Annotated in this window: 22 protein-coding genes, 1 tRNA gene and 1 riboswitch; of the genes, 10 read left to right on the top strand and 13 right to left on the bottom strand. The window is 70.0% G+C overall.

Annotated features, from left to right (window positions below; genetic code table 11):
• Positions 1-2 precede the first annotated feature (2 nt).
• Both ABD798_RS23755 and ABD798_RS23750 read left to right on the top strand, forming a co-directional pair.
• Positions 3-1,400 (top strand): M14 family zinc carboxypeptidase, encoded by a 1,398-nt coding sequence (locus ABD798_RS23755; RefSeq protein WP_344878546.1) that lies wholly within the window; start codon positions 3-5, stop codon positions 1,398-1,400.
• A 164-nt stretch (positions 1,401-1,564) separates the two neighbouring features.
• Positions 1,565-2,695 carry a sensor histidine kinase gene (locus ABD798_RS23750; RefSeq protein ID WP_344878543.1) on the top strand — a complete coding sequence of 377 codons (1,131 nt, stop codon included), beginning with the start codon at positions 1,565-1,567 and terminating at the stop codon, positions 2,693-2,695.
• Here ABD798_RS23750 and ABD798_RS23745 read toward each other — a convergent pair.
• Positions 2,692-3,738, bottom strand: a complete 1,047-nt coding sequence (locus ABD798_RS23745; protein ID WP_344878540.1) for a saccharopine dehydrogenase family protein — start codon at positions 3,736-3,738, stop codon at positions 2,692-2,694. The genes ABD798_RS23750 and ABD798_RS23745 overlap by 4 nt on opposite strands.
• Before the next feature lie 522 nt (positions 3,739-4,260).
• The gene (locus ABD798_RS23740) at positions 4,261-4,794 is read right to left on the bottom strand and encodes a GNAT family N-acetyltransferase (RefSeq protein WP_344878536.1); all 534 of its coding nucleotides are present in this window, start codon (positions 4,792-4,794) and stop codon (positions 4,261-4,263) included.
• A 208-nt stretch (positions 4,795-5,002) separates the two neighbouring features.
• Between ABD798_RS23740 and ABD798_RS23735 the strand changes: the two genes are divergently transcribed.
• Entirely contained in the window at positions 5,003-5,434 is a 432-nt protein-coding gene (locus ABD798_RS23735) for an Rv1352/Rv1906c domain-containing protein (protein WP_344878533.1), read from the top strand.
• 51 nt (positions 5,435-5,485) lie between these two features.
• Here the strand turns inward: ABD798_RS23735 and ABD798_RS23730 are convergent.
• The 3 genes from ABD798_RS23730 to ABD798_RS23720 form a co-directional block, all read right to left on the bottom strand.
• Positions 5,486-5,557 (bottom strand) — tRNA-Val (locus ABD798_RS23730).
• Positions 5,558-5,598: 41 nt separating this feature from the next.
• A complete protein-coding gene (locus ABD798_RS23725; protein WP_344878530.1) occupies positions 5,599-6,066 on the bottom strand; it encodes a peroxiredoxin in 468 nt (155 codons plus the stop codon).
• A 72-nt stretch (positions 6,067-6,138) separates the two neighbouring features.
• Entirely contained in the window at positions 6,139-6,570 is a 432-nt protein-coding gene (locus ABD798_RS23720) for a DUF3052 domain-containing protein (RefSeq protein ID WP_344878527.1), read from the bottom strand.
• A gap of 284 nt (positions 6,571-6,854) precedes the next feature.
• On the opposite strand from ABD798_RS23720, the gene aceE reads away from it, so the two are divergent.
• On the top strand, positions 6,855-9,626 hold the full coding sequence (gene aceE / locus ABD798_RS23715; protein ID WP_344878524.1) for a pyruvate dehydrogenase (acetyl-transferring), homodimeric type: 2,772 nt from the start codon (positions 6,855-6,857) through the stop codon (positions 9,624-9,626).
• 59 nt (positions 9,627-9,685) lie between these two features.
• Here aceE and aceB read toward each other — a convergent pair whose 3' ends face one another.
• From aceB to ABD798_RS23695, 4 genes are all read right to left on the bottom strand, one after another.
• Complete coding sequence (gene aceB, locus ABD798_RS23710; protein WP_344878521.1) at positions 9,686-11,281, bottom strand: malate synthase A; 1,596 nt, start codon at positions 11,279-11,281, stop codon at positions 9,686-9,688.
• 67 nt (positions 11,282-11,348) lie between these two features.
• Positions 11,349-12,233 carry a M14 family zinc carboxypeptidase gene (locus ABD798_RS23705; RefSeq protein WP_344878518.1) on the bottom strand — a complete coding sequence of 295 codons (885 nt, stop codon included), beginning with the start codon at positions 12,231-12,233 and terminating at the stop codon, positions 11,349-11,351.
• 27 nt (positions 12,234-12,260) lie between these two features.
• Complete coding sequence (gene pnuC, locus ABD798_RS23700; RefSeq protein WP_344878515.1) at positions 12,261-12,896, bottom strand: nicotinamide riboside transporter PnuC; 636 nt, start codon at positions 12,894-12,896, stop codon at positions 12,261-12,263.
• A gap of 81 nt (positions 12,897-12,977) precedes the next feature.
• A riboswitch (FMN riboswitch) is annotated at positions 12,978-13,119 on the bottom strand.
• 70 nt (positions 13,120-13,189) lie between these two features.
• Positions 13,190-13,990 carry a mechanosensitive ion channel family protein gene (locus ABD798_RS23695; RefSeq protein WP_344878512.1) on the bottom strand — a complete coding sequence of 267 codons (801 nt, stop codon included), beginning with the start codon at positions 13,988-13,990 and terminating at the stop codon, positions 13,190-13,192.
• A 260-nt stretch (positions 13,991-14,250) separates the two neighbouring features.
• On the opposite strand from ABD798_RS23695, the gene ABD798_RS23690 reads away from it, so the two are divergent.
• The 5 genes from ABD798_RS23690 to ABD798_RS23670 all read left to right on the top strand — a co-directional run bounded on the left by ABD798_RS23690 (position 14,251) and on the right by ABD798_RS23670 (position 19,112).
• Positions 14,251-15,456: a PucR family transcriptional regulator gene (locus ABD798_RS23690; protein WP_344878509.1), complete on the top strand. Its 1,206-nt coding sequence runs from the start codon at positions 14,251-14,253 to the stop codon at positions 15,454-15,456.
• Positions 15,457-15,653: 197 nt separating this feature from the next.
• Complete coding sequence (locus tag ABD798_RS23685) at positions 15,654-16,589, top strand: ACP S-malonyltransferase (RefSeq protein WP_344878506.1); 936 nt, start codon at positions 15,654-15,656, stop codon at positions 16,587-16,589.
• Complete coding sequence (locus ABD798_RS23680; protein WP_344878503.1) at positions 16,586-17,572, top strand: beta-ketoacyl-ACP synthase III; 987 nt, start codon at positions 16,586-16,588, stop codon at positions 17,570-17,572. Before ABD798_RS23685 ends, ABD798_RS23680 begins: the two co-directional genes overlap by 4 nt.
• A 74-nt stretch (positions 17,573-17,646) precedes the next feature.
• On the top strand, positions 17,647-17,889 hold the full coding sequence (locus ABD798_RS23675) for an acyl carrier protein (protein ID WP_344878500.1): 243 nt from the start codon (positions 17,647-17,649) through the stop codon (positions 17,887-17,889).
• Positions 17,886-19,112 carry a beta-ketoacyl-[acyl-carrier-protein] synthase family protein gene (locus ABD798_RS23670; RefSeq protein WP_344878497.1) on the top strand — a complete coding sequence of 409 codons (1,227 nt, stop codon included), beginning with the start codon at positions 17,886-17,888 and terminating at the stop codon, positions 19,110-19,112. The genes ABD798_RS23675 and ABD798_RS23670 overlap by 4 nt, the downstream gene beginning before the upstream one ends.
• A gap of 435 nt (positions 19,113-19,547) precedes the next feature.
• On the opposite strand, the gene ABD798_RS23665 is transcribed toward ABD798_RS23670, so the two are convergent.
• Together ABD798_RS23665 and ABD798_RS23660 are read right to left on the bottom strand one after the other, a co-directional pair.
• On the bottom strand, positions 19,548-20,132 hold the full coding sequence (locus tag ABD798_RS23665; RefSeq protein ID WP_344878494.1) for a hypothetical protein: 585 nt from the start codon (positions 20,130-20,132) through the stop codon (positions 19,548-19,550).
• A 44-nt stretch (positions 20,133-20,176) separates the two neighbouring features.
• Positions 20,177-20,677 (bottom strand): DUF3145 domain-containing protein, encoded by a 501-nt coding sequence (locus ABD798_RS23660; RefSeq protein ID WP_344878491.1) that lies wholly within the window; start codon positions 20,675-20,677, stop codon positions 20,177-20,179.
• 312 nt (positions 20,678-20,989) lie between these two features.
• Here ABD798_RS23660 and ABD798_RS23655 point away from each other — a divergent pair, with 312 nt between their 5' ends.
• Entirely contained in the window at positions 20,990-22,252 is a 1,263-nt protein-coding gene (locus tag ABD798_RS23655; RefSeq protein WP_344878488.1) for a hypothetical protein, read from the top strand.
• Here the strand turns inward: ABD798_RS23655 and ABD798_RS23650 are convergent.
• Both ABD798_RS23650 and ABD798_RS23645 read right to left on the bottom strand, forming a co-directional pair.
• Positions 22,241-23,062: a cytochrome c biogenesis CcdA family protein gene (locus tag ABD798_RS23650; RefSeq protein WP_344878485.1), complete on the bottom strand. Its 822-nt coding sequence runs from the start codon at positions 23,060-23,062 to the stop codon at positions 22,241-22,243. The genes ABD798_RS23655 and ABD798_RS23650 overlap by 12 nt on opposite strands.
• The gene (locus ABD798_RS23645; protein WP_344878482.1) at positions 23,059-23,826 is read right to left on the bottom strand and encodes a DsbA family protein; all 768 of its coding nucleotides are present in this window, start codon (positions 23,824-23,826) and stop codon (positions 23,059-23,061) included. Before ABD798_RS23645 ends, ABD798_RS23650 begins: the two co-directional genes overlap by 4 nt.
• Between the last annotated feature and the right edge of the window lie 34 nt (positions 23,827-23,860).

The raw sequence follows: 23,860 nt of genomic DNA, 5'->3' as shown, positions 1-23,860 counted from the left end.
GCATGTCCCGTGTCCCGATCCTGGGCATAGCCGTCGCGCTCGCCGTCACCGGCGCGCTGCTGGCGCAGAACACCGGAACGGTGCCGGTCGCGCAGACCGACAGCCAGACTCAGGTGGCCCAACAGCCACAGGAGCAGTACGTCTACCGCGTGAAGCAGGCGGTCAAGGATTCCGAGCGGCTGCTCGGCCTCGGCTCCGACGTGCTGGAGGAGCGCGACGGGGACGACCTGTTCGTCCTCGGCGACAGGGCCGAGGGCGAGCGCATCCGCGCCGCCGGCTTCGCCACGACCGTCGAGTCCGTGATGCCCGCGCCGAAGTGGGCGCCGCCGAAGGCCCAGCGCGACGCGGGCCCGGTCACTCGCGCGGACGCCGACGAGACCTTCTACGGCGGCTACCGCACGGTGCGCGCCCAGCACGCGCACCTGGACAAGGTCGCCACGGACTTCCCCGCGCTGAGCAGCCTGGTGACGTACGGGCAGTCGTGGCGCAAGTCCACCGGCAAGGGCGGCTACGACCTGCGCGCGATCTGCCTGACCAAGAAGAACGCGGGCGACTGCGAGCAGAAGCCGAACTCCGCCAAGCCTCGTTTCTTCCTGATGGCGCAGATCCACGCGCGCGAGATCACCACCGGTGACATGGCGTGGCGCTGGATCGACCACCTCACGGCGAACTACGGCAAGGACGCCGAAGTCACCAAGCTCATGGACTCCACAGAGATGTGGGTCGTGCCGATCACGAACCCCGACGGCGTGGAGATCGTGCAGCAGGGCGGGAACTCGCCGAAGCTGCACCGCAAGAACGGCAACGACTCCAACGGCGCGTCGTGCGGCTGGGGCGGGCAGACCGGCGTCGACCTGAACCGCAACTCCAACACGCACTACGGCGGCAGCGGCACCTCCACCGACCCGTGCAGCGAGATCTACCGGGGCCCCGGCGCGTCCTCCGAGGTGGAGACGAAGGCGCTGGAAGGTCTGCTCGGCAAGATCTTCCCGGACACCCGTGGCGACGGTGACAACACCGCTGCGTCCGCGGACACCAAGGGCTTGATGATCACCCTGCACAGCTACACCAACGGGATCATCTTCCCGTGGAGCCACAAGTCGGGCGCCAAGACCGGCAACGACGCCAAGATCCGCGCGATGGCCAAGGACATGGCGGGCATCACCGGCTACACCTACGGCACCGCGCCCGAGGTCGTCGGCTACGCGGCCTCCGGCGGCACCGACGACTGGGTGTACGACAAGCTGGGCGTCCCCGGCTACACCTTCGAGATCGGCGCGCGTTCCGGCGCGTGCAGCGGCTTCCTGCCGCAGTACTCCTGCCAGGACAGCACGCACTGGCCGAAGATCAAGCCCGCGCTGATGTACGCGGCGGGCAAGGCGGCGGCCCCGTACAAGTAGCCCTGTTCCCCCATATGTCCACTATGGACTGAACTCTGGTTCACCGTCGGCGCGCCGGGTTCTCCTGGCGCGCCGACGCTTTTCGCTCTGCGAGAGGACCGCGCCTGGCACTACCCCCTGAAATGATCTTCTGGTAACACGTACCGGGACAGGGGAGGTCCAGTGTGCTCGTGAACCGCGTGCGCCGGGTTCTCGCGCGCCACCCGCTCGCGTTGGACGTGCTGGCGCCCGTGCTGCTCACCGTGATCGGCGTTCCGGCGACCGCGGCGAAGTACGGCACGGCGGCGCTGCCGTGGATCTTCCAGGTCGCCTTGGTGCTGCCGCTGCTGTGGTGGCGCAAGGCCCCGGTCACCGTTTTCGCGGCGCTCGTCGTGCTCGTCGGCTCGCAGTGGGCGCTCGGTGTCAGCGTGGTCGGCGAGCTGGCGGTGTACTTCGCGTACTACAGCGTCATGCTGCGCCGCCCGTCCCGCGAGGCGTACGCGGCCACGGCGGTGGTCGTCGCCGGGATTCTGGTGCAGTCGCTCTTCGGCGTCGTTGTTCCACGTTTCCTGGGCATTCCTCCGGTCGGCATGGCCACGATGGCTGGGCTGATCGGGTTGACCTTGCGCAACCAGCGCGCTTACCGGGCTTCCACGCGCGAGCGCGAAGCACGTCAGGCCGAGCTGGCCGTTGCGGCGGAGCGCACCCGCATCGCGCGGGAGATCCACGACATCGTGGCGCACAGCCTCGGCGTGATGATCTCCCTCGCCGACGGCGCGACGAGCGTGGCCCGCGTCGACCCGCAGAAGGCGCTCGGCGCGATGGAAGCCGTGTCCAGCACCGGTCGCGGAGCGCTCGGCGAACTCCGGCGGGTGCTCGGCGTGCTGCGCGCGGAGCACCAGCTGGCTGAGGAGTTCCCGCAGCCCGGGATCTCCGCGCTCGGCGAGCTCGTCGAGCAGACGCGGGCGGCGGGCCTGCCCGTCACCTACGCGTTGGAGGGCCACCCCGACCGCATGCCCGCGAGCGCGCAGGTCGCGGTGTACCGCATCGTCCAGGAGGCGCTGACCAACACCATGAAGCACGCCGACGGCTGCTCGGCCGTGCGGGTGGAGGTCCGGCTCGACGACTCCGGCGCCGAGGTCGTCGTGTCCGACACCGGCGGCGTCGACCTCGCCCCTCGGCAGCCCGGCAGCGGTCACGGCCTGGTCGGCATGCGCGAGCGCGTCGCGGTGTTCGGCGGCTCGTTCTCCGCAGGCCCCCGCGAGAACGGCGGCTGGCTCACCACCGCCCGCGTCCCCGTGCTCCGCGAGCCCTAGAGAAAGCTGGGCGCGACGCTCACCTGGACTCCGTCGAGCTCGCGGACGAAGTCGGCTCCGAAGGCCGATGAGGGCGTGTGCGCTCCCGGCCGCACGACTCCGGACTCCAGGCGGTGCACCGCGCGCACGACCGCGTCGGCCGTCATCGGGTACGGCCCCGGCCCGGTCAGCGTGGCCGAGATCGTCTCGCCGTCAGCGCCCGTGACGCGGCCCCACAGCTCGGAACGGCTGCGCCCCAACGTCTTCTCTGAGGGCCCCGGCACGAACCGTTCCACCAGCGCGGCCGCGATCTGTTGTGCCGCAGGCAGCTTCAGCATCGCGGTGCCCAGATCCTGTGCGAACGCGGGCATCTTGGGCACGCGGAAGTAGGTCGCGATCTCCTCGATCCCCGTCGAGCGGTGCGCCGTCACCAGGTCGCCCCACGGGATCGGCATCGCCGACGCGGTCCCCGACGGGAACGGCACCTCGACGTGGTGTCCCGAGCGGATGCGCCGCAGTCCGCCCGCCGCGCGCACGAACGTGCCCTGCCCTGCCGAGCCGATCGCCGACTTCAACGTGCCCGGGCTCGCGCCTCCGGTGATCGACAACGCCAGCTCCAGCCGGCGTGCTCCCGGCATCTCCGCCGCCAGCAGCGCCGCCAGGCAGTCCGTCGGCACCACGTCGAACCCGCTGCCCGGCAACAGCACGATCCCCGCGTCCGCCGCCGCGTCGTGGTAGCCGAAGACGTCCTCGAAGACCGCGATCTCACCCGTCACGTCCAGGTAGTTCGTCCGCGCGTCCACGCACGCCGCCACCATCGGCACCGCCGTCGCCGTGAACGGCCCCGCGCAGTGCGCCACCGTGTCCACCTGGCTCAACGCCGCGCGCGTCGCGTCCTCGTCCGCCAGGTCGAAGATCCGGTACGGCAAATCCAGCTCCGCCGCCAACGGCGCCACCCGCTCACGCGAACGCCCCGCCAGCGTCGGCCGCTCTCCGCGCTCCACCGCCAGCTTCGCGACGAGGCGACCCGTGTACCCGTTGGCGCCGTACAACATCCACGTCATCCCCCCACAATGCCGCCCCCACCCCCCACACCGCCAGAACCCACCCCGCCCACCCGACCGTGCGACGTACCCAATGTGGCATTTGTTTCGCCAGACGTAACCAATGCCGCATTGGGTTCACCGCCACCCAGGCCCACCCGAGGTTCCACAGTCTTCAAGACCCACAAACCCCCGCCGCAGCGGTCTCCAACCACCACAAACCCGGCCACATCACCACCCCAAGACCACCGAGCCGACGCGCCAGTGGACCGACGCGCTCCAATCACCGCCGCCCCAAACACCGCCGTCGCGCCGGGTGGGCCACCGTTGGAGACCGCCACGCCGACGGTCCGGGGTGCTTGAAGACCCACAAACCCCAGCGCCACGCCAGGTAGGCCACGGTTGAAGACCGCCACAGCCGGGGTCTGCGGTACTTGAAGACCTGCGAACCCTCGCGGCGGAGGTCTTCAAGTGCCGCAAACCCTGCGGCTGCGGCAGGTGTGCGCGTTGAAGGCGGCGCCAAGAGGTGAAGCGCGGCGAACCTCAGGGGTCCGAGCGGGCCGCGCGGCGCAACCGGGCCTTGGCCGGATCGCTCGGCTGCTTCGTCGAGCGGTGCGCCTTGCCAGGCACCGCGCCCGTCGGCTCCGCGTGCCGCACGAACAGCGTCACGGTCACCCGATCACTGAAACCGTTGCGCTGCATCAAGGTCGCCGAGGCCACGTTGCTCGCCTCCACGTCCGTCACGATGCGCGTCGCCCCCTCGGCGAACAGCGCCCCGCAGCACGCGTCGAGCAACTTCCCCGCCAGGCCCTGCCCCTGGTGCGCCGGATCGACCGCGATCCACTCCAGGTAGCCCCAGTCCTCGCGCTCGTCGTAGGACATCGAACCGAGCACGAAGCCGACGACCTCCTCATCGCTCTCCGCAACCCAGCAGGCCAGCGGCTGCGCGTCGAGGTGAACGGCCACGCTCGACAGCGACCACGAGGTGTAGGGCATCGCCGTGACATCGAAGACTCTGTTGCCCAGGGCCAGGACTCCGGCCAGATGGTCCAGGCGCATCAGCACGAGGCGGACCACGATCTCACTTCCCCTGTTTCCGGTTACCCCGAAACCTACCCCGGTCGCGACGACCTCGCCGTAGACGGCACAGATCGCGATTCGGCATCCAAAAACATCTCAAGACGCACTTGTCCACCGAAAAGGTGGTCGCACGAAAAACGGGAAACACATCGACCCGCCCCAGCGAAGAGGTAAACAATTCAACGATTTCTTCGAGGGGGTCGCGATGAACAAGGCGATGAAGATCGGCGGAGGCGTGCTCGCGGGACTGCTGCTGATCGGTATGGGGTCGGCCATCGGAAAGCAGGATCAAGCACCCGTCGCGGCACCGACCACCTCGGTCACGACGTACACGCAGACGCAGACCCAGTACGTCACCGTCACCCCGACGACCACGCAGGCTCCCGTCACCCCAACGGAAGCACCAGTCCAGCAGCAGACCTGGGGCGCGGGCACCTACAAGGTCGGCGACGACATCGACGCTGGCTCCTACGTGTCCGACGGCGGAAGCACGATGTGCTACTGGGCGCGAATGCGCAACGATTCCGGAGAACTCGGCTCGATCATCGCGAACAACATCAGCCAGGGCAAATCCCGGTTCACCGCGAAAAAGGGCGAGTACGTCAAGATCTCCGGCTGCACGTTCACCAAGCAGTGACTAAAAGGCCGACGCGGCCCGTGACCACACGGACCGCGTCGGCGAAATCGGTGGGCACAGTAGGTTTCGAACCTACGACCCCTCGCTTGTAAGGCGAGTGCTCTCCCACTGAGCTATGCGCCCCGACCTGCGGCGGCCAGAACAGGCCGCCGCAGGCGAGAGTACTAGGCGGTGACGAGCGCCTTGACGGCCTGCTTCCAGCCGGACTGGTCGCGGGCCTCGCCGGGCGCGTTGACCTCGGCGAAGCGGACGACGCCCTGCTTGTCGATCAGGAAGGTGCCGCGCACCGCGAACCCGGCGCCCTCGTTGAACACGCCGTAGGCCTTGGCGACCTCGCCGTGCGGCCAGAAGTCCGACAGCAGCGGGAAGGTGTAGCCCTCCTTCTCCGCCCACGCCTTCAGCGAGAACGGGGTGTCCACGGACACGCCGAGGACCTGCACGTCGTCGTTCTGGTAGTCCGCCAGCTCGTCGCGCACCTGGCACAGCTCGCCGGTGCAGATCCCGCTGAAGGCGAACGGGTAGAAGACGAGCAGAACGTTCTTCCCGCCACGGAACGAGGACAGGCTGACCTGCTCCTTGTTCACGTCGGGCAGCGTGAAGTCCGGGGCCTCGGTACCGACCTCAAGCGACATCTCGGGCACTCTCCAGGGTCTAGGCTGCGCGCTCTGGTGCTGCGTGCAGCCTAGCCCCAGTGGAGATCCGTCTCAGCGCTTGGACTTGGCCGAGCGCGAGGTGACCAGGCGGCTGCCCAGCCAGTCCTCTGCCGCGCTGATGTTCGAGGTCTGGGACAGCCCTGCCGTCTGCGCCGCCTCCGCGATGTCGGCGGGCTCGACGTGGCCGTCCCTGCCCTGCTTCGGTGTGAGCAGCCAGATCACGCCCTCGTCGGCCAGTGGGCTCATGGCGTCGACCAGATCGTCGGTGAGGTCACCGTCGTCCTCTCGCCACCACAGCAACACGACGTCGACCACCTCCTGCGCGTCCTCGTCGAGCAGCTCGCTCCCGCAACGCTCCTCGACGGCGGCCCTGAGGTCGTCGTCGACGTCCTCGTCCCAGCCGAACTCCTGGACGACAGTGCTCGGTTCGATACCGAGCTTCTCGGCGACACCGACCTTGCCGGCGTCTTCCGCGGCGACCACGGCTTCTCACTCCTCCAACTACGCCGAGGCGGCGACCCCTGGTGGACCGCCGCTCCTCGATGTGAAATCGGTCGCGGTTAGCGAACACTGGAGATGCCCGGTTCCGCAACCGCCCACACCGGGACACGCCGTAACTGTTGTGCACTGGCATGCCTCGATCGGTTGATTGACAGTTACCGGCGGGTAGCACTCCCACGCGTGCGCGCACACGCGAGCGTGGGGGAGGATGGGCGGGTAACCACCAGGATCGAGAGAACACCACGAGCAGCAGGCGAGGAGAACCCTTGGCCCCGCACAACACCGGCCCCTCCGGGGTGGGCGCCCCCGAGCGGGTGCGCGTCATCCGCGACGGACTGGCCGCACACCTCCCGGACATCGACTCGGAGGAGACCGCCGAGTGGCTTGAGTCCTTCGACTCAGTCCTCGAAGGCGCAGGTCAGCAGCGTGCGCGGTACCTGATGCTGCGCCTGCTGGAGCGGGCGCGGGAGAACCACGTCGGCATCCCGTCGCTGACGAGCACGGACTACGTCAACACCATCCCGACCGAGCGCGAGCCGTGGTTCCCGGGCGATGAGGAGACCGAGCGCCGCTACCGGGCGTGGATCCGCTGGAACGCCGCGATCATGGTGCACCGGGCGCAGCGCCCCGGTGTCGGCGTCGGCGGGCACATCTCCACCTACGGCTCCTCCGCCGCGCTCTACGAGGTCGGCTTCAACTGGTTCTTCCGTGGCAAGGATCACCCGGGTGGCGGCGACCAGGTCTTCATCCAGGGCCACGCCTCCCCCGGCATCTACGCCAGGGCGTTCCTGGAGGGCCGCCTGTCCGCGGAGCAGCTGGACGGCTTCCGGCAGGAGTTCTCCCACGGCGGGGCGGGCAACGGGCTGCCGTCCTACCCGCACCCCAGGCTGATGCAGGACTTCTGGGAGTTCCCGACGGTGTCCATGGGCCTCGGCCCGATGAACGCCATCTACCAGGCGCGGTTCAACCGCTACCTGCACAACCGCGGCATCAAGGACACCTCGCAGCAGCGGGTGTGGGCCTTCCTCGGCGACGGCGAGATGGACGAGCCGGAGTCGCGCGGCCTGGTGCACGTCGCCGCGGCCGAGGGCCTGGACAACCTGACCTTCGTGATCAACTGCAACCTGCAGCGGCTCGACGGTCCGGTGCGCGGCAACGGCAAGATCATCCAGGAGCTGGAGTCGTTCTTCCGCGGCGCCGGCTGGAACGTCATCAAGGTGATCTGGGGCCGCGAGTGGGACTCGCTGCTGCACGCCGACAAGCAGGGCGCGCTGGTCAACCTGATGAACACCACCCCTGACGGGGACTACCAGACCTACAAGGCCAACGACGGCGCCTACGTGCGCGAGCACTTCTTCGGTCGCGACCCGCGCACCAAGGAGCTGGTGCAGCCGCTGACCGACGAGGAGATCTGGAACCTCAAGCGCGGCGGCCACGACTACCGCAAGGTCTACGCGGCCTACAAGGCGGCCACCGAGGGCAACGGCCAGCCCACGGTGATCCTGGCGAAGACGATCAAGGGCTACGGGCTCGGCCCGCAGTTCGAGGCGCGCAACGCCACGCACCAGATGAAGAAGCTCAACGACCTGAAGCTCTTCCGCGACCTCCAGCGCATCCCGATCACCGACGAGGAGCTGGAGCGCGACCCGTACCTGCCGCCGTACTACCACCCCGGCGACGACGCCCCGGAGATCCAGTACCTGCAGGAGCGGCGCCGCCAGCTCGGCGGGTACTCGCCGGAGCGCCGGGTCAAGAGCACGCCGCTGGTGCTGCCCGGCGACAAGGTCTACGACGTGCTCAAGCGCGGCTCGGGCAAGCAGGAGGTCGCCACCACGATGGCGTTCGTCCGGCTGCTCAAGGACCTGGCCAAGGACCCGGAGATCGGCCCGCGCATCGTGCCGATCATCCCGGACGAGGCGCGGACCTTCGGCGTGGACTCGATGTTCCCCACGCAGAAGATCTACAACCCGAACGGCCAGCTCTACACCTCGGTCGACGCCAAGCTGATGCTGTCCTACAAGGAGAGCGAGCAGGGCCAGATCCTGCACGAGGGCATCAACGAGGCCGGGTCGGTCGCGTCGTTCACCGCGGCGGGCACCTCCTACGCCACGCACGGCGAACCGATGATCCCGATCTACATCTTCTACTCGATGTTCGGGTTCCAGCGGACCGGCGACGCGTTCTGGGCGGCGGCCGACCAGATGGCGCGCGGCTTCGTGCTGGGCGCCACCGCGGGTCGCACCACGCTGACCGGCGAGGGCCTCCAGCACAACGACGGCCACTCGATCCTGTTGGCGCACACCAACCCCGCGGTCATCGCCTACGACCCGTCGTGGTCGTTCGAGGTGGCGCACATCGTCAAGGACGGTCTCCGCCGGATGTACGGCGAGAACGCCGAGTCGGTCATGTACTACCTGACGATCTACAACGACCCGTACGTGCAGCCGGCCGAGCCGGAGAACCTGGACGTGGACGGCCTGCTCAAGGGCCTCTACAAGTTCCGCGCGGCGCCCGAGGGCTCCGGCCCCAAGGCGCAGGTGCTCACCTCCGGTGTGGCCATGCCGTGGGCGCTCAAGGCGCAGGAGCTGCTCAACGAGGAGTGGGGTGTGCAGGCCGACGTCTGGTCCGCGACCTCCTGGTCGGAGCTGCGCCGCGAGGCCGTGGAGATCGACAAGCAGAACCTGTTGCAGCCCGACGTGCCGCCGCGCGTTCCGTACGTGAGCCGCGTGCTCGCGGACGCGCCCGGCCCCGTCGTGGCGGTGTCGGACTGGATGCGCGCGGTCCCGGACCTGATCCGGCCGTACGTGCCCAGCGACATGGTCACCCTCGGCACCGACGGTTTCGGGTTCTCCGACACCCGCCCGGCGGCTCGGCGCCACTTCCTGGTGGACGCCGAGTCGATCGTGGTCGCCACGCTGGCCGCACTGGCCCGGCGCGGTGAGGTCGAGCAGTCCAAGGTGGTCGAGGCGGCGCGCAAGTACCGCATCGACGACGTCCAGGCCGCGGGTCCGCAGACCTCGGACTCCGGCGTCGCCTGACGTTCACGCGCGAAGGCGCCCCACCGAAATCACCGGTGGGGCGCCTTTTCGTTGCCAAGTCAGCGGATCAGGGCCTGGGCGGGAACGGTGAGGAAGTCGGCGAACTCGGAGTCGAGGACCAGGCGGGCGAAGAGCTCTTCGGCCTCGGCGAAGCGCTCCGACACGTAGGCCTTGTCGCCCAGCTCGGCGCGCATGGCCGCGCGCTGCTCGGACAGCAGGGAGTGGATCAGCTCGGGGGTCACGCGGCGCCCGTCGCTGAGGCGCACGGAGTAGCGCAGCCACTGCCACAACTGGGAGCGCGAGATCTCCGCCGTGGCCGCGTCCTCCATCAGGTTGTCGATGGCCGCAGCTCCCGTTCCACGCAGCCACGAAGCCACATAACGCACTCCGACGCTGAGGTTGGTGCGAACACCGGCCTCGGTGACGCGGCCCGGGGTCGACGCCACGTCGAGCAGCCGCGCGGCATCGGCGCGCAGACGAGGTCGCTTCGCGAGCTGGTTGGGCTCGTCGCCGAGGACGGGATCGAACACCGCGCGGCACACCTGCACGAGGTCGGGGTGCGCCACCCAGGAGCCGTCGTAGCCGAGAGCCGCCTCGCGCTGCTTGTCCTCGTGCACCTTGGCCAGCGCCTGCGAGGTCACCTCGGAGTCCCTGCGGTTGGGGATGAACGCGGCCATGCCACCGATCGCGTGCGCGCCCCTGCGGTGGCAGGTGGCGACGAGCAGTTCGGCGTAGGCGCTCATGAACGGAGCCGTCATGCCGACCGACGCGCGGTCCGGCAGCACGAACTTCTCGCCCGCGTCGCGGAAGTTCTTGATCACGCTGAACAGGTAGTCCCACCGGCCCGCGTTGAGCCCGGAAGCGTGCTCGCGCAGCTCGTAGAGGATCTCCTCCATCTCGAACGCGGCCGTGATCGTCTCGATCAGCACGGTCGCGCGGATGGTCCCGTGCGCGACGCCGAGGGACTCCTGCGCGTGCGCGAAGACCTGGTTCCACAGCCGGGCCTCGTAGTGGTTCTCCATCTTCGGCAGGTAGAAGTAGGGCCCGCTGTCGCGGCGCAGCAGCTCGTGCGCGTTGTGGAAGAAGTACAGGCCGAAGTCCACCAGCGCGCCCACCGCGGGGTGGCCGTCGACGAGCAGGTTCGGCTCGTCGAGGTGCCAGCCGCGCGGGCGCACGACGATCGCGGGCAGCGGGACGCGGTCGCCGCGCAGCCGGTACTCCTTGCCGCCGGGCGCCTTGTAACTGATCTTCCTGCGCACCGCGTCGGCCAGGTTGACCTGCCCGGAGATCACGTTCTCCCAGTGCGGGGTGTTGGCGTCCTCCAGGTCGGCCAGCCACACCCGCGCCCCGGAGTTGAGCGCGTTGATGGTCATCTTCCGCTCGGTCGGCCCGGTGATCTCCACGCGCCGGTCGACCAGGTCGGCGGGCGCGGGGGCCACCTTCCACGCGGCGGAGCGCAGCGAGGCCGTCTCCGAGGGGAAGTCGAGGCTGCCGGTCCGGCCGATCTCCGCGCGCCGCTGCGCCCGTTGGGCGAGCAGGCGGTCTCGGATCGGCCGGAACCGGCGGTTCAGGTCTGCGACGAAGGCGAGCGCCTGCGGGGTGAGGATCTCCTCAGAGCGCTCGACCGAACGGCCTAAAACCTGAGTGTCTGCCATGTCTCCATGATGCCCGCATCTTCACCTACCAGAAACACAGCGCGATGACCGTTGCGGCACAAGAACATCAGCAGGTGCTGACGCGCTCGGCCGTGGTGATCTTGTACTGGCCCTTCGCGTCCAGCAACAGCGGGATCAGCCCGCGAGCCTGCTGCGCCAGTGGCACGAAGCGCCCGCCGCCCGTTGACCAGCTGTGCACGTCGTGCAGCTCCAACTTCTGCTGGACCTGCGCGAACTGCGCGGACGTGAGCCGGTACCCGCACGGCGGCTGGTTGAGCACTTCCTCCGGCTTCGGCGCCTGGTTGTCCGCGCCACCGAAGTAGACCAGCTTGCGCTTCAAGGGCTCCAGATTGCGGCTGAAGGTCGTGGCCAGCTCGATCTGCACACGGCGTTCGCACGACAGCTTCTCCGACTCGTCGTGCACGCGGTCGGCGACGTTGAGGTTGCGCGGCCACAACCACGTCACGTCCTTCTCGTAGTACGGCGGAGTCGTGCCGTCCTCGTGCAGGTCGTGGACGATGTCGGGCTTGTAGTCCTTGAAGACCTTCGCGGTCGCGCGCGCTTCCGGGGTCTCCAGCGCGATGTGGTCGCGGTTGATGTCCACGCCGTTCGCGTTGCCCCTGGTGTCCGCGACGCGGCCGTCGGGGTTGGCGGTCGGCACGAACACCGCCGTGGTGGCGCGCAACATCCGGACGATCTCGGCGTCGCGAGAGAACGCGAGGTCGCGGATGCGGCTCAGACAGCCCTCACGCCCGGCGGGCTCATCACCGTGCTGCGAACAGATGAACAGCACGACGGAGCCCGCCGCGGTCGCCGGTGCGGGCCGGGGACCCGGCTCGGCGATCTGCACGAGCTGGATCGGACGGCCCTGCACGGTCGAGCCGATCTGGTCGATCTTGACCCGGCGCGAGCCCGCCGCGACCTTCCCGAGGAAGGCGGCCTCTTCGGGCAAGGTCGTCCACGCGCGGCTACCCGCAGGTCAAGAGCTCTTCAGAGCAGTGTCTGCGACTCGGTGGCGGTCAGCCGTTCGCATCCAATCGAGCAGACCGCGCACCACGAGCACCGAGAACACGATGTACACGGCGGCCGAGAAGTACAGGCCCGAGGCGAACTGCAACGGCACTCCGACCGCGTCCACGGCGAGCCACACCAACCAGAACTCGACGAGTCCCCTGCCCTGCGCGGCGAACGCGACCACGGTGCCGACGAAGATCCACGCGTCCGGCCACGGCGCCCAGGACTGGTCCAACGCGTCCAGGAGAAGGGCCACCGCCACAGTGCCGACCACCATCGCGCCGAGGAGCACCAAGCGCTCGGCCCCGGTCGCCTTGCGCACCACGACGCCGTACACCGGGTCCTGCTTGCGCGTCCACGCCCACCAGCCGTAGAGCGAGATCGCGAAGATGACGACCTGCCGGGTCGCGAGGCCGCCGAGCTCGGCGGAGTGGTAGACCGCGAACAGCAGCACGGTCGCGCCGACCTGCACGGGCCAGGTCCACAGCGTGCGGCGCTGGGCGAGGAACACCACCGCGAGCGCGCACAGCTGACCGAAAAGCTCGGCGTAGGAGATCTTCTGCCCGAACAGCGTGAGGCCCTCTGTGACCAGCACGTCCACCGCGTTCTCCTCTCCCCTGCGGTCCCGGGGCGGCACAACGCGGCGGACGGCGTGCGGGCAGCGCACACCGTCAACACGCGCGTGCGCTGCCTACCATCCGGACTTTCACCGTCGGCCCTGGACTCACACCAGGTCAACCGCTAGCTGGCTGCCAGCGGGTCGCGGGCTTCGGGGTCTCCCCCGTCACCGCCGGTTCGGACTTTCACCGACCCCGGTAGCGCACGACTTCTACGTGATTCAGTCCAACAGTGTCGCGCACCGGGGCTATTCCTCAGAAGTGACTTCCGACGCCCTTATGCGTCCTTGGGCGGATGCTGGTCACCGTACGGCGGCGGGGTGCCGGGCGGCATCGTGCCACCGGGCGCGCCGGGCATCGGGGTTCCAGCGGCCGGGGTGGGCATGTCCTGCATGGCGGCCGTGGCACGCGAGGTGTTGGCCTCGGTCTGGAGCCGGTCCAGCCAGCCCTCCCAGCGCTGCTGCATCGGCCGGATCAGACCGCCGCCGACACCGACCACGAGGATGCCGCCGACCGTGGCCAGCACGGTGATCAGCACGGGCAGAGTCACCGTGGTCGCGATGCCTAGCTGGTTCAGCGCGGCGATCACGCCCAGCGCCAGCACGAACGCGTAGGCGAGCGTGCTCAGCGGGCGGGTGAAGGGGCGCGGCCCGAGCGCGGAGGTGAGCAGGTCGCGCAGCACCCTGGCGATCGCCGCGGCCACCAGCACGAGCACGATCGCGACGACGATCCTCGGCAGGTAGGCGATGACGTCGTTGAGCAGCAGGCTCACCGAGTTGCCCGGCCCGAACGCGCCGAAGGCCAGTTGCAGGGCGATCAGCAGCACGAAGTAGTAGACGAGCTTGACGATCAGCTCGCCGACGTCCAGCCGCGAGCGGGCGAGCACGTGGCCGATGCCCGCCTTCTCCACCAGCCTGCCGAACCCGGCCTTGCCGAGCACCAGACCGACCACTTTGGACAGTCCCTTGGCGATCAGCCAGCCGATCAGCAGCACCAGCAGGAAGCCCAGCAGCTTGGGCAGGAAGGTGGCGATCATCGACCACGCGTCGGCAAGGCCACTGCGCAGTTCGGCTCCCATGGTTCCTCCAGGGATCGTTGCGGTTGTCCCCCGCCCCGGTGTGCTCCCCGTTCCGCGCCCGGCAAACCGGCGGCGGCGACATTAGCTCGATCGGGTCAGAGAACTGGCCCCCGCGCCCGCGTCCGTCCAGAGTGGACACACCGGTGGGGACCGGGGACCCCGAAACCGCTCGGCGCGTGCGCCGAGCGGTTTCGGCGTTTCCAGCCCTGTCCCGTCACACCTGGCATCGCGCCGGTCGGCGACGTGCGATCGTGTAGCCCATGACCGCATCCGCCGACGACGTGCCACCGCTGAGAGGAATGTCCTCCAGCACCCTGCGCACCCTGGAACGCGCGTCCGGCGGGCTGGCCTCCTCCAGCATCGGCGAGATGGACCAGCTGCTGCCCTGGTTCCGCAGGCTGCCCGCCGACCAGCGGGCCAGCGTGCTGCTGGTGATCCAGACCGGCGCGGCCAACTTCGTGGAGTGGCTGCGCGACCCGACGCAGGCGATCCGGCTCACCGCCGAGGCTTTTCGCGCCGCTCCCAAGGACTTCTCGCGCTGGGTGAGCCTGCGCCAGACCGTCGAGCTGGTCCGCATCGCGATCAACATCCTGGAGCGGGAGCTGCCCGCGCTCGCCGCCGACGACGTCGAGCGGGCGGTGCTGACCGAGGCGGTGCTGCGCTACGGCAGGGAGATCGCCTTCGCCGCCGCCACCTCCTACGCCGCCGCGGCCGAAGCGCGCGGCGCGTGGGACGCCCGCCTCGAAGCGCTCATGGTCGACGGCATCGTCCGCGGTGACGCCGAGGAGTCGTTGCTCTCACGCGCGGCCGCGCTCGGCTGGGACCCGGCCGCCGAAGCCACCGTGCTGGTCGGCGCCTCCCCCTCCGACGACCCGCCCGCCGTGGTCTACGAGGTGCGCAGCCGCGCGGCGCGGATAGGGCGTCCGGTGCTGTTGAGCGTGCAGGGCTCCCGCCTGGTCGTGGTGCTCGCCGGTCCGGTGGACAGCCCGGCCGGGTACGAGGTGCTGACCAGGATGTCCGACGCCTTCGACAAGGGCCCCGTCGTCGCCGGTCCCACCGTCGCCGCGCTGGCCGACGCCTACCGCAGTGCGGCCGACGCGCTCTCCGGCCTGCGCGCCGTGGTGGCGTGGCCGGACGCGCCGCGCCCCGTGCGCTCGACGGACCTGCTGCCGGAGCGCGCGCTGGCCGGGGATCCCGAGGCGGAGCGCCAGATGATCGACAAGGTGGTCCGGCCGCTGGTGGACGTCGGCGGCTCGCTGCTGGAGACGGTCGAGGCCTACCTGGAGGTCGGCGGAGTGCTGGAGAGCTGCGCGAAGCGGTTGTTCGTGCACCCCAACACCGTGCGGTACCGCCTGCGCCGCGTCACCGAGCTCACCGGCTACACCGCTTCCGACCCGCGCGACGGCCTGGTGCTGCGGATGTCGTTGGCCGTCGGCAGGCTCGCGCGTGCTCGCGGTCACTGGTGAACACGTTTTCGTGTGCATTCAACAAACGACTGTGACGCAGTTAGCACGCTCCCTCGGGTTAACCCTGCGTGAACGCTCCCGCATCCTGGGCGTCGTGGGGTGGGCAAACCCGCGCGGCACGCGGACCTTTGTAGACACCCGACAGAATCGGTGGCCGTACTTCGTCAGCGACGGCATCCCGGCCGAGGACGCTGACCGTGTTCAGTGGGCACGTGATCGCGCTGCTCGCCCCAGGACAGGGCTCCCAGTCGCCCGGCATGCTCACTCCGTGGATGGAGTTGGACGGTGCCGAGCGGCGGCTGGCGCGCTGGTCGGAGACGACCGGGCTGGACCTGATCCGGCTCGGCACCACCGCGAGCGCGGACGAGATCAAGGACACCGCCGTGACGCAGCCCCTCGTGGTGGCGCTGTCGGTGCTGGTGTTCGAGGAGTTGGCCCGCCGGGTCGAGGTTCCCACCGACGTCCCGGTGGCCGGCCACTCGGTCGGTGAGCTCGCCGCCGCCGCGGTGAGCGGCGTGCTCACCGCCGACGAGGCCGTCGAACTGGCCGCCGTGCGCGGCGCCGAGATGGCCGCGGCGTGCGCGCTGGAGCCGACCGGCATGAGCGCGGTGCTCGGCGGGGACGAGGACGAGGTGCTCTCGCGCCTGGCGGAGCTGGGCCTGGACCCGGCCAACCGCAACGCCAAGGGCCAGGTCGTCGCCGCCGGTTCGGTGGCCATGCTGGAGAAGCTGACCGCTGAGCCGCCCGCGTCCGCGCGCATCCGCTCGCTGGCCGTCGCCGGTGCCTTCCACACCCGTTTCATGGCGCCCGCCGAGGAGGCCCTCGGCAAGCGCGTCACCAGCATCACCCCGGCCGCTCCGGTGCGCCCGCTGCTGTCCAACGCCGAGGGCGCGGTCGTCTCCGACGGCGACGACGCCCTGCGCAGGCTGGTCGCCCAGGTGACGCTGCCCGTGCGCTGGGACGCCTGCATGGCCACGCTGGCCGAGCGCGGCGTCACCACCGTGATCGAGCTGCCGCCGGCGGGCACCCTGGTCAACCTCGTGAAGCGCGAGCTGCCGCAGGTCGACCGCCTCCCCCTCAAGAGCCCCGCGGACCTCGACAGGGCCGCCGAACTGATCGTTGGTGCCGTGTGACCGAGTCCCGACCGCTGATCCAGCTGCCCGCAGGTTCGCGCGGCAGCAGGCTGCTGGGCTTCGGCTCCGCGCAGGGCGACCGCGTGGTCACCAACGACGACATGGCCAAGGTCATCGAGACCTCCGACGAGTGGATCCGCTCCCGCGTCGGCATCGCCGAGCGCAGGCTGGCCACCGAGGAGCAGTCGCTGCACGTGCTGGCCACCGAGGCGGGCAGGGCGGCGCTGGCCGACTCCGGCATCTCACCGTCCGATGTGGACACCGTGATCGTGGCGACCTGCACCATGTCGGTGCCGATCCCCAACGTCGCCGCCCGGGTCGCCGACGCGCTCGGCATCACCGGCGCGGGCGCCTTCGACGTCAACGCCGCGTGCGCGGGCTTCTGCTACGCGCTGGGCAACGCGACCGACCTGATCCGCTCCGGCACCGCCCGGCACGTGCTGGTGATCGGCGCGGAGCGCTTCTCCAACTGGGTGGACTGGGAGGACCGGTCGACCGCGATCATCTTCGCCGACGGCGCGGGCGCCGCGGTGGTCGGTCCCGCCGACGAGCCCGCGATCGGCCCGGTCTCCTGGACCAGCCGGGGTGACCTGTCGAGCACGATCGGCATCACCGAGCGCAACTTCGTCTTCCAGGAGGGCCAGTCGGTGTTCCGCTGGGCGACCACCGAGGTGTGGCCGACCGCGGAGCGCGCCTGCGAGCGGGCCGGGGTGAAGCTCTCCGACATCGACGCGCTCATCCCGCACCAGGCCAACCTGCGCATCATCGAGACCATCGCGCGGAGCCTGCGCGGGCGCGGCGCGCGCGAGGACATGAAGGTCGCCAGGGACATCGTGCACAGCGGCAACACCTCGGCGGCCTCCATCCCGATCGCCATCGACCACATGCGCAGGGCCGGGGAGCTGTCCTCGGGCGAGGTGCTGCTGCTGGTCGGCTTCGGCGCGGGTCTGGTCTCGGCGGGCCAGGTCGTCATCTGCCCCTGACGGGCGGCAACGAGAACTCCGGGAGCGCGGCTGCGCTCTTCCGGTCGGTGGGAAGTCAAGAGAGGAACACGCACGTGGCGAGCAACGAAGAGATCCTGCAGGGCCTTGCCGAGATCGTCGAAGAGGTCGCGGGTGTCGACCAGGAGGACGTCAAGGCCGAGAAGTCCTTCGTGGACGACCTCGACATCGACTCCCTGTCCATGGTCGAGGTCGCGGTGCAGGCCGAGGACAAGTTCGGCGTGAAGATCCCGGACGACGAGCTGGTCAACCTGAAGACCGTCGGCGACGCGGTGAACTACATCGCCTCGAACGCATGAGTTTGCCCGACGTGGTCGTCACCGGCATCGGGGCGACGACCCCGCTGGGCGGTGACGCGAAGTCCACGTGGGACGGACTGGTCGCCGGCCGCAGCGGCGTGACCAAGATGCAGGGCGACTGGGCCGAGCGGTTCGAGCTCGACGTGCGCATCGCCGCGCACCTCGCGGTCGACCCGACGGAGGTCCTGCCCCGCGTCGAGGCGCGGCGTCTGGACCGCTGTGAGCAGGTGGCGCTGGTCGCCGCCCGCGAGGCCTGGGCCGACGCCGGTCGGCCCGAGATCGATCCCGAGCGGCTCGCCGTCGTGGTGGGCACCGGGATCGGCGGGGCGCTGACCATCCTGCACCAGGACGACCTCCTGGAGCAGCACGGCAAGCGCAAGGTCTCACCGCTCACGGTGCCGATGCTGATGCCCAACGGCCCGGCCGCCTGGGTCGGTCTCGACCTCGGTTCCCGCGGCGGGGTGCACGCGCCGGTCTCGGCGTGCGCCTCCGGCGCGGAGGCCATGGCCTGGGCGTGGCGGATGCTGCGCTCCGGTGAGGTCGACGTCGTGGTCGCCGGTGGCGCGGAGGCGTGCATCACCAGCCTCCCGGTCGCCGGGTTCAGCCAGATGCGGGCCATGAGCACGCGCAACGACGAGCCCGAGCGCGCCTCGCGGCCCTTCGACGCCGGGCGCGACGGGTTCGTGCTCGGCGAGGGCGCCGGTCTGCTCGTGCTGGAGCGCGAGGACCACGCCAAGGCGCGCGGCGCCCGCGTCTACGCGAAGCTCGCCGGTGTCGGCACCAGTGCCGACGCGCACCACATCACCGCGCCCGACCCCGAGGGCAAGGGCGCGGCGAGGGCGATCACCAAGGCGCTGACCACGGCCGGGCTCTCCCCCGCCGACATCGGTCACGTCAACGCGCACGCCACGTCCACCCCGGTCGGGGACGTCGCCGAGGCGATGGCCATCACCAGCTCCGTCGGCACGCACCCGGTCATCACCGCTCCGAAGTCCGCGCTGGGCCACCTGCTCGGCGGCTCCGGCGCGGTGGAGTCCATGGCGACCGTGCTCTCGCTGTACCACGGCGTGGTCCCGCCCACCCTGAACCTGGAGAACGTCGACCCCCGCGTGGAGCTGGACATCGTGGCCGGAGAGGCCCGCGACATCAAGCTCGACGCCGCCGTCAACGACTCCTTCGGCTTCGGCGGGCACAACGTCGCACTGGCCTTCACCAAGGCTTAGCACCACCCGCGCACGACCCGGTGAGCCTCCACGCTCACCGGGTCGTTCGCTTTCTCCGGCATCCCCATCCCCCAGCTCGCGCCCGTCGCTTAAGCCCTGAATGACTCATTCAGGTACCTCAACTCCCCGAATGACCCTTTCAGGGCGCTCAACGCACCAAACGGGCCGTTGGGGAGGGGCAGCTCGCGTTGAGGCGAGGCGGGGGTGGACACCACGCCGATCGCCAGCACTCCGCCTCCGCCGCAGCACCCTCACTCGGCCGTGCGACCACGGACTGTGCGGAGGGTTTGGGGCGGTTGAAGACATATGGAGTGGGGGTTCGTAGTACTTGAAGACGGGGGAACCCGGGGCGGGCCTTCGGAGTGCGGCGTTGGCGGAGAGCCGGGACCAGGCTGCCGGAGTGCGGGCGTAGCGCGGAGTGCGGAGTGGAAGAGGTCAGCAGCGGGCGGTGCGGGCGCTGTTGTAGAGGCCGTGGCTGATCTTCCAGTTGCCGTTCTCGGGCACGAGGGGGTAGACGACGCGCCACTGGACGCAGCTGGCGCGCAGCTCGGGCGGGGCCTTGCTGGGGTCCTGCACGCTGACGAGGGTGAGCATGACGCGCAGCGAGCCGCCGGGGGCGACGTCGACGCGGTGCACGTAGATGCTGCCGTCCTGTGTGGACTCGTACTCGGCGCGCCACTTGGCCTGGGGCATCTCCTGCACGCGGGCCTGGACGACGGTGGTCTTCCACACCTCGTAGTCACCGCGGTTGATGGCGCTGAAGTGGCGCTGCAACAGCTCGCGGATCTCCTCGGCGTGGGGGTGGCCGGCGGCGTCCTTGGTGAGCTGGACGGTGTCGGGTCCCGGCTGGTTCACGGGGTTGCGCGAGGTGGTCTCGGGCAGCACGACGGCGGGGACGACGGGTGTCTCCACGCGAGCGGACAGCTCACGGACACCGAGCCCGACACCCACCGCGAACACGGCAGCCACCAACACCACCGGAAGCAACCAGCGTTGCCCGGCGCGCTTCGACGTCCTCACCGGCACCACCGCACCAGCGTGCCACAGCCGCCGAACGGCCCGGCTCAGCCCACCCGGTGCAGCCAGGTCACGGGAGCACCGTCACCCGCTCTGCGGAACGGTTCGAGGGCGTCGTCCCACGCGGAGCCGACGAGTTCGGAGACGCGGTGCGCGATGGCCTCGACGCCGCGGTTGCCGACGAGGGAGCGCAGCTGGTCCTCGTTGACCACGATGTCGCCGTTGGCACTAGTGCGCGCACGCCACAGGCCGAGCCCCGGCGCGAAGCAGAAGCGCTCGCCGTCCACTCCGGGACTGGGTTCCTCGGTGACCTCGAAGCGCAGCATGGGCCACGCGCGCAGCGCTGAGGAGAGTTTGCCGCCCGTCCCGGCGTCGCCCGTCCAGGCGCACTCGGTCCGGAGCTGCCCCGGCGCCGCGGGTTGTGCTGTCCATTTGAGGTCAGCGCGGACGCCCAGGGTGCCCGAAATAGCCCACTCGACGTGCGGACAGACCGCTGACGGCGAGGAGTGGACGTACACGACCCCACTGGTGATGCCCCGGTTGCTCACTGCTGACCTCCGCTGCTGACGAGGGACGTCTTCCCCTACGCCCTGTCAGTGCTCTTCAGCAGGTGACCGCCCGGCGATCACATGGCGTCATTTTGCCCTTAACCGCGGTGGTGCGCCATAAGAACCAACGCGGCGACATCCACCCGAGACCTTCGACGCGGGCGGAGCACGCCTCCACGACACTGCCCGCGACGATCGGCCGCCGACCGCGCACCGTGATCGGATGGCCGCGGTCACCGGTCGGGGTGACCGAGGCTACCGTGTGTGCCGCGAAGAGTCTCCCCGAAGTTCGTCGTGTGCAGGAGGTGGGCCGTGCGGCTGGTTCGGCTCGGTGGTGAGCCGACCAAGGTCGGCGCCGACGTGCGAGCTGCCCTGGCCGCGTGGGGCGACGGCACATCGGTGCTCGGTGGTGTCGCGCTGCTCGGAGTCACCCCGCCCGGCTGCACGCGGCCGCTGGACGCGCTGATCGTCTTACCGCGCGTGGTGCTCGTGGTGGTCGGGGTCGACCTGCCGAGCCCGGCGCTGCGCGTGGAGGCCCCGTTGCAGGGGCAGTGGAAGGTCGACGGGTGGCCGCTGACCCGCCACGACGGCGCGAGCAGTCCGACAGACGAGGCGCTCGCCGCGACGCGGGCGGTCTCCGCGCGGTTGCAGGAAGTTCGGGCCGAGCCGCTGCCGGTGTGCACGGTGATCGCGGTGGGGCCGTACGTCGAACGGGTCATCCAGCCCACTTCGGACATCCATCGCGGAGTCCGCGTGCTGCACCCGAAACCGTCCACTTTGCTCAGCGCCGTGCGCGAGCTGGCCATCAGCGACCGCCCGTGCACCGCCGAGCAGGCGTGCAAGGTGCTCGCGGCTCTGCACGAGGAAACGGGCAGGATGCACTCGGGCGATCTGATCGCCGAGGGCTTCCCGGACGCGGTCACCGCCGACCTCGCCAGCGCGAGCACCGCGCTCATCCCCCGCTACCAGGATGTCGCCGAAACGGTTCGGGTTTCCTTGCCGCCCAAGCGGAAACGTGGACCACTGCTCATCGCTGCGCTGCTGGCCGTCGTGGCGCTCGCAGTCGTGTTGATCACCACGAGCGGTGGCCAGGAGCAGCCCACCGCGCAGCCTCCGGCTCCGACCAGCACACGGTCCACTGTGGACGATCTGGACTTCACGCCCAGGGGCAACGAGAAAGCGACGAACTGCGCGCGCGAGTCCTACGGCGACATCCAGACCTGGTTCGACGCGCACCCGTGCGCCGGGCTCATCCGGACGCTGTTCGAGGTCACGGAACCGCGCAGGGCGGCCGTGTCGATCGCGGTGGTGAGCTTCTCCGACGCGGCCGACGCCGAGGACTTCCAGAAGCTCGCCGACACCGCGGGCACCGGCGCGGTCAGCGACCTGGTGGCCTCGGGCAAGGGCTGGACGAACGGGCCGACCTCCTTCGACGGAGCCGCCTTCGCGTCCTCTCGCGACACCAAGCGCGTCCGCGTCGTCCAGGCGGTGTGGATCGGCACACCGTCCACACCGGAGGACGTGTCGCTGCGCGGGATCGCGGCGCGGGCGCTGCGGTTGCCGCTACCGGGCTGAGCGACGGCGCCGCACCACGAACACGGCGGCGAGCACCAGCGCGATCGCTGCGATCACCGCGAGGTCGGGCACGGACTGCGCGACACCACGAACCCAGACCTCCACCGAGAACTCCGTGTCCACGTCGAGGAGTCCGCTCAGCCCAGCGGTTCCCTCGGTGAGCACGAACAGCAGGCCGATCGCGATGAACAGCAGCCCGGAGACCAAGGTCGTGCTGTGCACGCGCAGCGGGCCGATCTTCACCTCGCGACCGCGCAACCACGCGCGCTGGCCGAGCTTCAGCCGCTCCCACAACAACGCCAGCGCGAACAGCGGCAGCACCATCCCGAGTCCGTAGACCGCGAGCAGCACTCCGCCGTACACGGGATCTCCGCCCGCGGCGGCGACGGTGAGCACCGCGCCGAGGATCGGGCCGGAACAGAAGCCCGCCAAGCCGTAGACGGCGCCGAGCGCGAAGACGGATGCGGCTGAGCCGACCGTGATGCGCGCGGCGGCTTCCTGAGCGCGCCGCGAACCGAAGCCCTTGCCCAGGATCTGTGCGGTACCAAGCAGAATCAGCACGATGCCGGAGACGAGCGTGACGGTGGAACGGTGCTGGGTGAACAGCGCGCCGAGCGCCGCGGAGGCCACTCCGAGCGGGACGAGCGTGGTGATCAGTCCACAGTAGAACACCGCCGTGCGGGCGAGCAGGCGCTTCGGGTTCTCGAAGGCGTAGGCGAAGAAAGCGGGCAGCAGCAACGCCGAACACGGGCTCGCCAGCGCGAGGACCCCGCCGAGCAGCGCGCCGAGGTAGCCGACCTCCGAGCTCATCGCTGGTTCTTGAGGCGCTCGATCGCCGCGACGAACTCCTCCAGCGGCCTGGCGCCGACCATCGGCCGTCCATTGAGGACGAACGCGGGAGTGCCGCTCACGCCGAGCCTGCGGCCCTCGTCGAGGTCGGCCTTGATCTCCTCGGCGATCTTCGGGTCGGCCAGGTCGGCCTCGAAGCGCTTGAGGTCGGCGACACCGACGCGCTGGGCGATCTCCAGAAGGCGTTCGCGCGGGAAGGACGCCCTGCCCTGGCGCGGGGCCTCGGCGAAGGCCATCTCGTGGTACGGCCAGAACTTGCCCTGGCGACCGGCCGCGCGGGCGGCGAGCGCGGCGTACTGCGACTCCTCGCCGAACATCGGGTAGTCGCGCCACTCGATGCGCAGCACGCCGGTGTCGACGTAGCGGCGGATCAGCTCGGGCTTGGTGTCCGTGGCGAACTTCACGCAGTACGGGCAGCGGTAGTCGGCGAACTCGACCAGCACGACCGGCGCGTCGACCTTGCCCATCGCGTAGGGGTCACCGGCCTGGCGGCGGCCGACGGAGACGTCGATGTTGCCCGTCGTGCCGTCGTCGACGACCGGAGCGCTCGTCTGCGTGGTCGGCTTCGGTGCGGCGGCAGGCTGTTCGCCACCTCCCCCGCCCCTGCCCGTCGAGACGAAGACCAGTGCGACGAGGGCGACCACCACCACTGCGGGGACCAGCCAGCGGCTCACCGGGATGCGCTGGTCGGGCTTGGAAGCGGTGAAGTCCTGCTGCTCGGTCACGAGGTCACCGTACCGACCCGGCATCGGGGTAGGG

Source organism: Allokutzneria multivorans (assembly GCF_039537405.1).
GTDB classification, from domain to species: domain Bacteria; phylum Actinomycetota; class Actinomycetes; order Mycobacteriales; family Pseudonocardiaceae; genus Allokutzneria; species Allokutzneria multivorans.
Note: the sequence above shows the minus strand (reverse complement) of the source record. Positions and strands in the feature narration are given on the sequence as shown.